Below are 12641 nucleotides of genomic sequence, written 5' to 3'. Positions count from 1 at the left end.
AACAGGCAAAGGTTTCGTTAATTAAAACTCAAGATATTAACCCAGCCATCCTTCCCTGTCCAGACTTCTATATTGTATTGCTTCACTTATATGTTCTCCCTGAATTTGAGAACTACCAGCCAGATCTGCAATCGTTCTGGAAACTTTTAAAATACGATCGTAAGCCCGGGCCGAGAGATTTAGTTTCTCCATTGCCGTTTTCAATAAAGTCTTCGACGCATCATCCAACTGGCAATGCTCTCTTATCTGCCTTGGACCAATCTGGGCATTGTAATGTACATTTTCAAGATCCTGGAATCTTTCAGATTGAATACTTCTTGCCTTGCTTACTCTCTCACGAATAGATTTACTGGATTCGCCTTTTCTTTCTTCGCTAAGTTTATCAAATGGAACGGGCGTCACTTCAATATGAATATCGATTCTATCGAGTAACGGTCCGCTAATTTTGCCCAGGTATCGTTGCATTTCATAAGCAGATGAAGATACAGGCGCATCTGGATCATTGAAATAACCGCCTGGACTTGTGTTCATACTGGCGACGAGCATAAAACTGGAAGGATAGGTAACGGTAAATCGAGCTCTGGAGATGGTGACCTCCCGGTCTTCCAGTGGTTGCCGCATCACTTCTAATACACTTCTTTTAAATTCTGGCAGCTCATCCAGAAATAGCACGCCGTTATGAGATAGCGAGATCTCACCAGGTTGTGGATATCCACCCCCGCCAACAAGAGCAACATCAGAAATTGTATGATGCGGACTCCTGAATGGTCGTTGAGCCAGCAGGCCAACATTATCTTTAATTCGGCCGGCCACACTATGAATTTTAGTAGTTTCCAGTGCTTCCTGCAAAGTCATTGGTGGCAGAATACTGGGCAATCTTTTGGCAAGCATGGTTTTTCCCGCACCCGGAGGTCCAATAAGAATAATATTATGGCCTCCCGCAGCAGCAATCTCCATACATCTCTTGATTGATTCCTGGCCTTTCACATCGGCAAAATCATGCTCAAGATTGTCAAGATCCTGGAAAAAAGTTTCCCTGGTATTGATGATCGTAGGCTCCAATTGCTTACCTGAATGAAAAAAATCGATAACTTCCTTGATGTTACTTACTCCAAAAACATCCAGACCTGAAACGATCGCTGCTTCTCTGGCATTTTGTTCAGGCAGAATAAAACCCTTAAAACCTTCTTTTTTAGCCTGAATTGCGATTGGCAGTGCACCCTTAATCGGTTGAAGGCTGCCGTCCAGAGACAATTCGCCCATTATGATATACTCTGAAATATTGATCGCTTTTATTTGCTCAGATGCGGCCAGAATGCCCATGGCAAAACTAAGATCGTAAGCTGAACCTTCCTTCCTTAGATCGGCAGGTGCCATGTTTACGATGATCTTTTTACCGGGTAATTTATAACCGTTATTTTGAAGGGCAGCAGTAATCCGATAACTGGATTCCTTGACTGCATTATCTGGCAAACCTACAAGATGGTATCCAATACCCGAAGCTACATTAACCTCGATAGTGATTGTAGTGGCATCAACACCAAAAACAGCACTTCCATAAACTTTTACAAGCATAAAATCACTTAAAATGTAGGGTCGTTAAACGCCGCTAAATGTACATTTTAAACTTATAAGTGATACAACTCCAATAAGTTGTATCGCCAAATTTTTCATAAAAAAAAAGACCCGCGATTTGCGAGTCTTTTTAATTATTGAAAATGAGTTTTACTATTTACCGATCACATTTTGACGGTAATATTCAATTAATGCATCAATGGGTCTTCTCACGATATTTCCAACTTCGATTCCGTATGGTTGTAAAACTGCCTTAATAATATCCTGACTGAAATATGCGATAGAACCTATAAAATGAACAGGAACAGATGTTACCTGTGGATAGCTCATCACTCTTGAATGAACAAAATCTGAAAGTCCTTCGTGTAGCAACTTATAGAAGTAGCCATTACGCTCATTCGTAAAAATAAATTCTGCGAAATGTGCCAGATACGTATTAGGATTGTCCTTACGATACAGGTTCATCTTAATGGTATCTGAATTGAGGTCGAACTTTTGCTCAAATTTTTCAGCAATTTCAGGAGGCATTCGTTTGTAGTAGTAATCACGGATCAGTCTTTTTCCGAAGTAATTACCACTGGCTTCATCCATTAGAATATAACCGAGAGATGCAACTGCCTGAGTGATATTTTCACCATCAAAATAACAGCTATTGGATCCAGTACCAAGAATACATACGATACCAGGCTCAGTAGTCGCAGCATAAACAGCTGCTACCGTATCTTCCATCACTTTTACCTCATCTGCATTCGTGAAATAGTTCGCGATAATGCTTCTAAGAAGTTCAGTAGGAGTTGGTGTACCGCAACCGGCACCATAAAAATGTACTTTTTCGATCGTATCTCTTACTTCAGCAAGTTCAGGATTTTCAGCAAGTCGTTCTTCAAGAACAGCTTCCTTAAAAACAGCAGGATTCAAACCTTTACTTCTGGTTTTGAAAATCTGTTCACCTTCATTGTTCAGTAAGATCCAGTCACATTTTGTGGACCCGCCATCGGCAATCAATATCATGTTCTGAGATGGATTAAATTGAAAAGAAAGCAGTTCAGCTGTAACACCGAACTGCTAATTAGTTTTATTCAGAATGTATTATAGTGAAGCTACGTGAGCTGCAAGATCTACAAGCTTGGAAGAATATCCATATTCGTTATCGTACCATGCGATTAGCTTAAAGAACTTATCATTAAGTTCGATACCAGCACCTGCATCAAAATTACAGGTATGTGGATCTGATACGTAATCCTGGCTTACTACTTCTTCTTCAGTATAAGAAATCACACCTTTGTAATCTCCTTCAGCAGCCTTTTTGAAAGCAGCTTTGATCTCTTCGTAACTAGTAGACTTTTCAGTTTTTACAGTAAGATCCACTACAGAAACATCTGTAGTTGGAACTCTAAATGCCATCCCAGTAAGTTTTCCTTTAAGAGAAGGAATTACTTTAGTTACTGCTACTGCAGCTCCAGTTGAACTTGGGATGATATTCGCCATTGCGCTTCTTCCAAGTCTGAAGTTTTTCCTAGACGGAGAATCTACCGTAAATTGAGTAGATGTAGTTGCGTGAACAGTAGTCATCAATCCTTCTACAAGACCAAACTCATCATCGATCACTTTTGCAAGTGGTGCAAGACAGTTTGTAGTACAGGAAGCATTAGAAACGATGTTCTGATCTGCTTTTACATCCTGGTGGTTTACTCCCATTACGAACATTGGAGCAGTTTTAGAAGGAGCTGAAATTACAACCTTTCTGGCACCAGCATCAAGGTGAGCCTGCGCGTTATCAAGATCTGTGAAGATTCCAGTACAATCCATTACTACATCAACTCCAGCATCACCCCATTTAAGGTCTGCTGGATTTTTTTCTGAAGTAACTCTAATTTTGTTTCCGTCAACGATAAGACTTCCGTCTTTTACCTCGATAGAACCTGCGTATTTTCCGTGAACGGAATCATACTTCAGTAAATATGCCAAATGATCTACATCAAGAAGATCGTTGATAGCTACAACTTCTACTTTTTCGCTTTGCGCCGCAATTCTGAAAGCAATTCTTCCAATACGACCAAATCCATTAATTCCAATTTTAGTACTCATTTTCTTTGGTTTTTAATTATACCGAAGTGATGTCTGCCACCCTTCGTAATTCTTTATCTATTTTTGCTTCACCTTTAATAGCCGTTAGTAAATCTACATTTACGACTTTCTGGTGGTGAATTCCTACCATGATCTCGGTTTCGCCGTTCATCAAAGCTTCTACCGCTCCAACTCCTAACTTACTAGCAAGAACACGATCAAAACAACTTGGAGAACCTCCACGCTGTATATGACCTAAAACAGAAACTCTTACTTCGTATTCATCGAGATTCTCTTCTATAAATGAGGCGAGTTCGAAAATATTCTTCCCGCTCTTATCTCCTTCTGCAACCACAATGATACTGGATGTTTTACCAGTTTTTTTACTCTTTCTTAGTGAATCTAGCAGTCTTTCCACACCAAGATTTTCTTCAGGGATCAAAATTTCTTCAGCACCAGCACCAATACCACTGTTCAAAGCAATATCACCTGCATCACGTCCCATCACTTCTACCAGGAACAACCTGTTATGAGAACTTGCCGTATCACGAATCTTATCGATCGCTTCTACAACTGTATTCAAAGCAGTATCGTAACCCAGAGTAAAGTCGGTTCCATTAATATCATTGTCGATGGTCGCAGGAATTCCCACTACCGGAAAACCAAATTCTTTACTGAAAAGTTGTCCACCGGTAAAAGTACCGTCTCCACCAATTACGATAAGCGCATCTACATTGTTTGCTTTAAGATTATCGTAGGCTTTTTGACGACCTTCTTTAGTCTGAAATTCTTTGGAACGGGTAGACTTCAGAAAAGTCCCACCTCTATTGATTATATTTCTAACTGAACGTGCATCAAGTGGTTCGAAATCTGCTTCGATAAGCCCCTGATATCCACGAAATATTCCTGTACATTCAAGATCATGATATGAACAGGCACGAACAACTGCTCTTATAGCAGCATTCATTCCCGGAGCATCTCCTCCGGAAGTTAGAACAGCGATATTTCTAATTTTTTCGACCATTACCCTCAAAGCTAACTTCTTTCAAACCAATTACCTAATTTCGGAAAAAACTAAAACGTTTTCGGTTGATAACTAATAAAAAAAGCCACAATAATGTGGCTTTTTTCAATTTATTGGCAGTTTAATTAATTATTTATCAAAATTTGGTATTCCCAGCCTTCAAAACTCATCTGCTGATCTTTGGTCAGTTTCATTTTAGAATCGCTCATATAATCTGTAAAATCACCTTCTATTTCTGCTGAAAATTCTACAGGTTCCGCAGTCATATTTGCTATATAATAAAGAGTTTCTCCGTTCTTCTCTCTTTTGAACGCCAGCACCTTTTCATCTGCAGATGTTGTAACATCATTATATGAGGCAGCCGACTTCCCTCCGTGCAGTGCCGCACTGGAAGTTTTTAACTCGCCAAGTTTTTCAAGTAGTGGATATACTTTCCCCTTTTTCTTCGGAATAGTATCTTTTACAAAAAACTCCAGTCTTTTGTTTATATCATACTCCTGTCCGCTATAGATCAAAGGCATTCCCGGTAATGTATAGGTCATGGCCAGCATCGCTTCCGAAGCATCTCCCATTCTTTCCTCTACGGTTCCAGCCCATGAATTCTCATCGTGATTAGTTACAAAATTCATCAGGTAATCATCTTCCTGAAACGTAGAATCAACCTTCTGCATATAATCATCCCAGTCTTTCGCAGTTTTATCTCCCTGCGCGATACTATTCATTATATGGTGTCCTTCCCAGTTATATCCCATTTCAAAAGCATTGTGGAATAATTCTTTAGGACTTTCTGCTTCGGCCAGCATAAAAATCGGCTTTACTTCACGCAGTTCTGCAGCGATATCTTCCCAGAAATCTGTAGGAACCGAGTGTGCAGCATCTGCACGGTACCCATCGATATCGTGTTCTTCGATCCAGAAAAGCATGTCTTTTTTCATCGCTTCTCTTAAACCTTCGTTATCGAAATTTAGATCAGCAACATCTGTCCAGCCCCAAGGCTCTCCGGTTGCATCGTTGATAGGATCTGTGATCTCCCCTTTGTCATTTTTAGTATAATATTCAGGATGTTCTCCAATCCATGCATGATCCCAGCCGGTATGATTCGCCACCCAGTCAAGAATAACGTACATATCATTTTCATGAGCAGTTTGAACCAGTTCATCAAAATCCTCCATGGTTCCAAAATCTGGATTTACCGCCTTGTAATCTGAAATTGCATAATAGCTTCCCAGATATTTTTTACGCTCTTCCGGATCTTCAATATCTTCAATGGATTTATCTCCGGTCGCTTTCCTTTTCTTCATGGAAATAGGATACATTGGCATTAACCAGATCACTTTTACTCCAAGTTCTTTAAGCTGCGGAATATCCTGCGTGAAAGCATCAAATGTACCTTCTGGCGAGTACTGCCGGATATTCGCTTCATAAATTATAGCCGACTCCAGCATATCGTCATTCACTGGCGCCAGTGAGTATTTTTGAGTTTCGTTCTCTGCATTCTCTGGCTGATTTGTTTCGTTCTTACAAGAAACAAAAAGGATCATAAGAGCCAGTATAAAGGTTATCTTTTTCATTTGTTTTATTTTGAATTATTCATTTTTGTAGTGAAAAAATATGCTCCACGTGATGGAAGTTCCAGGCTTTTATCCCAGGTCATTTTTTCGTTGGTTAAAAGATTTTGAAACTGCGTTCCTTCAAGTTCAAGTTCATCAAACCTGGAAAGATCAAGATCTACAGATTCTTCATTTTTATTCAGAATCAGCACGATCGTCTCATTTCCAGAAGTTCTTGAGAGAAGGTAGATTTTATTTTGTGGAGTAAAATGCACGAGATTTCCTTCCTGAATGGCTTTACTGGACTTTCTGTAATTCAGTACCGTTTTAAGGAAATTCTGCATATCTTTTTCTTCTTCGGAAAGTCCTTTGCCGGTAAAGGCATTCCTGTCACTATCTTTCCAGCCACCAGGAAAATTGGTTCTAATAAGACCGTGATCACCTGGTTTTGCAGTATCATTCATAAGAATCTCAGTTCCGTAGTAAATCTGGGCAATACGCGGAAGGCTTAGAATGTAACTAAGTGCCATCTTCGTATTTTCCACATCTTCATCAAGCTGAGTATAGATTCTGCTCATATCATGATTATCTGGAAAGATCATAATATTTTCAGGGGAAGCATATGAGAAATCGTTCGCCAATCCGTCATATAAACGTTGCAATCCTGTGTCCCAGCCAGATTCCTCGTTCAGTCCTTTTACGATATTAGTTTGCATCGCAAAATCCATCGTAGATTTCAAGTTAGAATCATATCCATTTTCAATACCATCCTGCCAGTAACGAATAAGCAGTGGGTTATTAGACCATTCTTCTCCAACAATGTTGAAGTTCGGATATTCCTTCATGATCGCTCCAGCCCATTCACTCATAAATTCCATATCTGGATAAGGATATGTATCTTGACGAATTCCTCCAAGATTCAAAGTTTCCACCCACCAAATGTTGTTCTGAATAATATATTTAGCCAGATACGGGTTCTTTTGGTTCAAATCAGGCATTGTTTCCACGAACCAACCATTGCTCATCACCTTTTTATCTGCTTCAGAAGCATATAGATCCTGGTTAGCAGTTCTACGGTGATTAGAATAAATCAACTCTTCATCATTTTCAAACTTTTCCTGGTAGTTGATCCAGTCCTTAAATGGAAGATCATCCATCCACCAATGCTCAACGCCGCTATGGTTTGCCACCATATCCATGATCAATTTGATACCTCTTTCGTCTGCCTTCTGAGCCAGTTCCTTGTATTCTTCCAAAGTTCCAAAACGCGGATCTACCTTATAGAAGTCGGTCATTGCATAACCGTGATAAGAGCCAGACTCCATATCATTGATCAATAACGGAGAAGACCAGATAGCAGTAAATCCCATTTCATTGATATAATCAAGATGGTCTATAATTCCACGAATGTCACCACCATGACGGGCGTAATCATCCTCGAGATCAATAGTTTTCTCGTTAAGACTTTCGTCTACATCGTTACTATAATCACCATTAGCAAAACGGTCTGGCGTGATCAGGTAGATTGCATCAGAATTGTCAAATCCCACAAAATCTTCAGCAGCCTGCTCGCGTTTTTTTAATTCGTAATCAATGACTTCAGAAGAACCGTCTTCGAATTTGAAATTCAGTTTCATGTTACCGGGCTTGGCTGCTTCAGTAATTACAAGATTTACGAATAAATAATTCGGGCTATCTGCTTTTTCTGTTCCCAGCACTTCAACTCCCTGGTATCCTGAAGATACTTCCGCAGAACCAATATTGCTTCCGTATAGCATTAACTGCAAACTATCCTGTTCAAATCCTGTCCACCAGTTAGGTGGTTCCACGCGCTCGATTTGGGCAAAAGCCTGTAGCCCGATAAACAGACCACAAAGCATTAATATTTTTCTCATATCATTTGAATAAAAAAAGGCTCCCTTCCTGAAAAGAGAGCCGTATTACTAAGCCGTAATTTGTTCGTTAGGAACCAAAGTAAGCTCCTTATTATTTACCTGAATATCAAGCGATTCTGATCCTTCAAGAGAGAACTCGGTTCCTTTGGAAGAAACTGAAACTTTGACAATGCGATCTCTAAAGTTTACTTTGAAAGAATAAGCATTCCAGTTTTCAGGGATTTGTGGTTTAAAAGACAACTGGTCATTTTCCACACGCATACCTCCAAAACCTTCTACAATACTCATCCAGGTTCCAGCCATACTGGTTATATGACATCCTTCTTCTACTTCCTTATTATAATCATCAAGATCCAATCTCGAAGTTCTCACATAAAACTCATAAGCCTGTTCCATTCTTCCCAGAACCGCAGCTTGAATGCTGTGGACACAAGGAGATAGTGAAGACTCATGAACCGTTAGCGGCTCATAATAATCGAAATGCTTTTCTAGTTGCTCCTTGCTGAAATGATCTTCAAAGAAATAAAATCCCTGCAGCACATCTGCCTGTTTAATATAACAGGAACGAAGAATCCTATCCCAGCTCCATTTCTGGTTAATTGGTCTATGTTTTTTCTCCAGATCTTTTACCGGGATGATCTCTTTATCAAGAAAACCATCCTGTTGCAGATACACGCCATCTTCTTCAGAATACGGGAAGTACATTTCTTCAGCAACTTCTCTCCATTTGGCTAATTCGCCTTCATTAAGATCTGTTAGACCCATCACTCTCGCGTAATCTTCCTGGTGACCATCTTTCACTTTATTAATAGTTTCAAGACAGTATTCGATACACCATTTAGCAAGATAGTTTGTGTACCAGTTATTGTTTACGTTGTTCTCGTATTCATTAGGACCGGTCACCCCAAGGATCACGTACTTATTCTTATCCTTACTGAAGTTTGATCTTTGGTGCCAGAACCTGGCTACGGCGATCATTACTTCCAGTCCTTTTTCAGGAATATAACTGAAGTCGCCGGTGTAACGTACATAATTATAGATCGCAAAGATCATGGAACCATTTCTATGAATTTCCTCGAAAGTGATCTCCCACTCATTATGGGATTCCTCACCGTTCATAGTTACCATTGGGTAAAGCGCGGCACCATTCGAAAAGCCTAATTTCTCTGCATTCTCTTTGGCTTTCTGAAGGTGATTATAACGATACGTAAGTAGCTTTCGTGCTACTTTCTGATCTTTGGTCGCCATATAAAAAGGAATACAATAGGCTTCTGTATCCCAATACGTACTACCACCATACTTTTCACCAGTGAATCCTTTAGGGCCAATATTCAGGCGTTCGTCTTCTCCTAAATAAGTTTGATTAAGCTGAAAAATATTGAAACGGATTCCCTGCTGAGCTTTTACATCGCCGGAAATTGTAATATCTGCCATTTCCCAGATCGAAGCCCATGCTTCTTTCTGATCTTTCTTTAAAGATTCAAATCCTTTTGAAGTCGCCGAGTCAAGAACTTTGCCTGCCGCCTGGATCAGTTGCTCTTTCTTATGGTTCATATCTGAAACATAACCAGCATATTTTATAAGAGCAGCCGTTTCCTGTTTCGCAGTCTTTACTTCATAAGCGAACGAAATACGATCTTCTCCAACTGAAGAAGTTGCTTCAGTAGTAACTTTCTCGTTATTCAGTAAAATTTCAGACTGCATAAAGGTTCCAACATGGAAACCGGTTTTTAGTGTTTTACTAACAATATAGGCACGTTGAGAATCCTCCTTTACTTCCAGAGTTTCCCAGAATCGTTCTTCCCAATTTGCATCAGTATTAGTAATACTCCCATCAAGGTAAGGATCGAACCTGATCTCAGCATCCTGATTTAGCGGAGTTATTTCAAATTTTATCGCTCCAAGCTCGTCTTCAACAATGGAGACGAAACGCAAAGCTTTTACTTCCACTACAATTCCGTTTGGAAGCTCGGCTTCAAAACTTCTGGAAAGTGTACCTTCTTTCATATTCAATTCACGGCGAAAGTTTTTAACCGACTTACAATTGAACAGATCCAGTGGTTCTTCGTTTACGAAAACGTTGATTCCAATCCAGTTCGGAGCATTCAATACTTTCGCAAAATACTCGGGATAACCATTTTTCCACCAGCCTACTTTGGTTTTATCGGGATAATAAACCCCTCCAATATAACTTCCCTGGAAACTTGGTCCGGAATACTGTTCTTCAAAATTTGCACGCTGCCCCATGGCTCCATTTCCAATACTGAAAAGGCTTTCTGAGGATTTCACTCTACCTGCGTCAAATTCTTCTTCAATGATGGACCACTCGTCCGGTTTTATATAATCCTGATTCATTACTTCTCGTTTCTCAATAATTTTTCTATAAATTCTATCTCGATCTCGGTAAAGTCATTAAAGACATGGTCTGCTTCACCTAGAACACTGGCAGACCCAATACCGATACTGGCCATATTTCCAGCATTGGCAGCTTGCACTCCTGCAAGAGCATCTTCAAATACCACACAATTATTTGCTTGTACACCAAGTTTTACGGCGGCGATCAGGAAAACTTCCGGATCTGGCTTCGCTTTTGAAACATCGGTTCCATCCACGATCGCATCAAATTCTTCATATAAATTGATCTGCTTTAAAATTCGGCGCGCATTCTTGCTGGCAGAACCTAAAGCGAATGGAATATTATTCTGCTTTAAATAGTCAAGGATTTTTCTAACTCCCGGAAGGATTTCAGATTCATCCATTTTTTCAACATAGCCCAGATAATTCTCATTTTTCAATGCCATCTGTCTATTAAATTCTTCTTCAGAAAGTTCCATATTTCCCCAGCGCAGTATCTTTTTCAGAGATTCTACCCTGCTCACTCCCTTTAATTGCTCGTTTTGCTCTTGAGTAAAATCAAAACCAAGATCATTAGCCAGTTTTTTCCAGGCTTGAAAATGAAATTTTGCCGTATCGACGATCACTCCGTCAAGATCGAAAATTACGGCAGCTTTGGTATCCTTTTTATGCTGGGTCATATTTAATAGCTTTTCTATCTGTAATTAATAAGTTTGAAAATGCCGCGAATAACAGGAATACACCTGCCACGGTCATTGCATGGATCGATTCTTCTCCAATAAGTTTTTGTAGAAAAACAACACCTCCAAGTGCTGCGATAATTTGTGGAATCACGATGAACATATTAAAAACACCCATCATTAAGCCCATTTTTGATGATGCTACCGAACTTGACAGCATTGCATAAGGCATGGAAAGTATACTTCCCCAGGCAAAACCAATGAGTACAAAACATACATATAACATTTCTGGGTCGCCGGGAATAAAGTACATCAGTAAAAATCCGGCGCCTCCAAGAATCAAACTCCCCATATGTACGAGTTTACGATTGATCGCAAATCTTGAAGTATAGAAGGTTAATAGCAACGCAAAGGCCATGGATGATAGTCCGTAGATTCCCATTTTGGATCCTACATCATCACTGGCTTCATTGTAGCTCTTATCCTGTGCTGAATATTCCAGTCTCGCCTGGTCATCCTGAAATAAAATCACCCTGTCTGCGTCATACTGAAGTTCTCCTTCACTATCCAGCTGGGCGAATTCTTCTATCTGAGGTTTCGGTGCATTATAAATATGACTGGTAAGTGCTGGGTTTGCTAAAGTCCACATGGCAAAAAATGCAAACCAGGAGAAAAACTGAACTACACCCAGTTTTTTCATGATCTTTGGCATTAAAGCATAGGTTCCCAGAATGGTCTTGATCATTCCCTGATCTTTTTCAGGTTCATCACCATCCTCGAATTTTTGCATTTCTTCTGGCGTGTATTCTTTGGTAGTAAAAATGGTCACCAGAATAGACCCAATAAAGACAACAGCTCCAACGATAAAAGCAACTCGAACCGACTCTGGAACTACTCCCGGAGCGGCTTCATTACTAATATTAAGCACGTTATTCATGAATTTCGGGAGGTTACTGGCCACCCAGGTTCCAATTCCTATAATTAATGTCTGAATAACGAATCCATAACTTCTTTGTGAATCTGGTAACTTATCTGCTACCAGGGCACGGAATGGTTCCATGGATATATTAATGGAGGCATCTAGCACAAGTAACAACCCTGCTGCCATCCATACTGCAGAAGAGTATGGCATTAGCAAGAGAGCAATGGAACTAAGTATGGCTCCAAGGAGGAAAAATGGTCTTCTTCTACCTAAACTCTTATGCCAGGTATTATCGCTTAAATAACCAATAATTGGTTGCACGATAAGGCCTGCCAGTGGAGCAGCGATCCATAATAATGGAATGTTGTCCTTTTCAGCACCTAATGTTTCGAATATACGGGACATGGTCGAGCCTTGAAGCGCGAAACCAAATTGTATACCCAGAAATCCGAAACTCATGTTCCAGATATCCCAAAACTTTAAACGGGGTTTTTGCATATCGTGATTTTGATTGTTCTACGATAAGCACTAAGACTTATCAAAACTTATAAAAGATAGGAAGTAAAAATATAA

The 12641-nt window shown here is 39.9% G+C and carries 9 protein-coding genes; all 9 read right to left on the bottom strand.

All coding sequences use genetic code 11. The features are described from left to right. Positions 1–36 precede the first annotated feature (36 nt). Positions 37–1575, bottom strand: coding sequence for a YifB family Mg chelatase-like AAA ATPase (locus ABVM50_RS09050; protein WP_405198264.1), 1539 nt, complete (start codon positions 1573–1575; stop codon positions 37–39). A gap of 153 nt (positions 1576–1728) precedes the next feature. Further along, complete coding sequence (locus ABVM50_RS09045; RefSeq protein WP_141877295.1) at positions 1729–2586, bottom strand: BadF/BadG/BcrA/BcrD ATPase family protein; 858 nt, start codon at positions 2584–2586, stop codon at positions 1729–1731. A gap of 78 nt (positions 2587–2664) precedes the next feature. Then, entirely contained in the window at positions 2665–3663 is a 999-nt protein-coding gene (gene gap, locus ABVM50_RS09040; protein WP_405198263.1) for a type I glyceraldehyde-3-phosphate dehydrogenase, read from the bottom strand. 16 nt (positions 3664–3679) lie between these two features. Further along, the gene (pfkA, locus tag ABVM50_RS09035; protein ID WP_405198262.1) at positions 3680–4666 is read right to left on the bottom strand and encodes a 6-phosphofructokinase; all 987 of its coding nucleotides are present in this window, start codon (positions 4664–4666) and stop codon (positions 3680–3682) included. Between the two features lie 125 nt (positions 4667–4791). Next, positions 4792–6237 carry an alpha-amylase family glycosyl hydrolase gene (locus ABVM50_RS09030; RefSeq protein ID WP_405198261.1) on the bottom strand — a complete coding sequence of 482 codons (1446 nt, stop codon included), beginning with the start codon at positions 6235–6237 and terminating at the stop codon, positions 4792–4794. Positions 6238–6242: 5 nt separating this feature from the next. Next, the gene (locus ABVM50_RS09025) at positions 6243–8111 is read right to left on the bottom strand and encodes a glycoside hydrolase family 13 protein (RefSeq protein ID WP_405198260.1); all 1869 of its coding nucleotides are present in this window, start codon (positions 8109–8111) and stop codon (positions 6243–6245) included. A 48-nt stretch (positions 8112–8159) separates the two neighbouring features. Continuing rightward, a complete protein-coding gene (locus ABVM50_RS09020) occupies positions 8160–10466 on the bottom strand; it encodes a glycoside hydrolase family 65 protein (protein WP_405198259.1) in 2307 nt (768 codons plus the stop codon). Continuing rightward, positions 10466–11146, bottom strand: coding sequence for a beta-phosphoglucomutase (gene pgmB, locus ABVM50_RS09015; protein ID WP_405198258.1), 681 nt, complete (start codon positions 11144–11146; stop codon positions 10466–10468). Before pgmB ends, ABVM50_RS09020 begins: the two co-directional genes overlap by 1 nt. Next, positions 11133–12566: an MFS transporter gene (locus ABVM50_RS09010; RefSeq protein WP_141877288.1), complete on the bottom strand. Its 1434-nt coding sequence runs from the start codon at positions 12564–12566 to the stop codon at positions 11133–11135. Before ABVM50_RS09010 ends, pgmB begins: the two co-directional genes overlap by 14 nt. Between the last annotated feature and the right edge of the window lie 75 nt (positions 12567–12641).

The sequence above is a fragment of the Christiangramia sp. LLG6405-1 genome (assembly GCF_045055805.1).
Classification (GTDB): Bacteria; Bacteroidota; Bacteroidia; order Flavobacteriales; family Flavobacteriaceae; genus Christiangramia.
The sequence above is the reverse complement of the archived record's forward strand: the minus strand, read 5'-3'. Positions and strand labels throughout refer to the sequence as shown.

What these genes read in the sequence shown, in the direction of transcription:
- ABVM50_RS09050 (WP_405198264.1), bottom strand. Translation starts at nt 1,575, where the DNA reads ATGCTTGTAAAAGTTTATGGAAGTGCTGTTTTTGGTGTTGATGCCACT.
- ABVM50_RS09045 (WP_141877295.1), bottom strand. Translation starts at nt 2,586, where the DNA reads ATGATATTGATTGCCGATGGCGGGTCCACAAAATGTGACTGGATCTTA.
- gap (WP_405198263.1), bottom strand. Translation starts at nt 3,663, where the DNA reads ATGAGTACTAAAATTGGAATTAATGGATTTGGTCGTATTGGAAGAATT.
- pfkA (WP_405198262.1), bottom strand. Translation starts at nt 4,666, where the DNA reads ATGGTCGAAAAAATTAGAAATATCGCTGTTCTAACTTCCGGAGGAGAT.
- ABVM50_RS09030 (WP_405198261.1), bottom strand. Translation starts at nt 6,237, where the DNA reads ATGAAAAAGATAACCTTTATACTGGCTCTTATGATCCTTTTTGTTTCT.
- ABVM50_RS09025 (WP_405198260.1), bottom strand. Translation starts at nt 8,111, where the DNA reads ATGAGAAAAATATTAATGCTTTGTGGTCTGTTTATCGGGCTACAGGCT.
- ABVM50_RS09020 (WP_405198259.1), bottom strand. Translation starts at nt 10,466, where the DNA reads ATGAATCAGGATTATATAAAACCGGACGAGTGGTCCATCATTGAAGAA.
- pgmB (WP_405198258.1), bottom strand. Translation starts at nt 11,146, where the DNA reads ATGACCCAGCATAAAAAGGATACCAAAGCTGCCGTAATTTTCGATCTT.
- ABVM50_RS09010 (WP_141877288.1), bottom strand. Translation starts at nt 12,566, where the DNA reads ATGCAAAAACCCCGTTTAAAGTTTTGGGATATCTGGAACATGAGTTTC.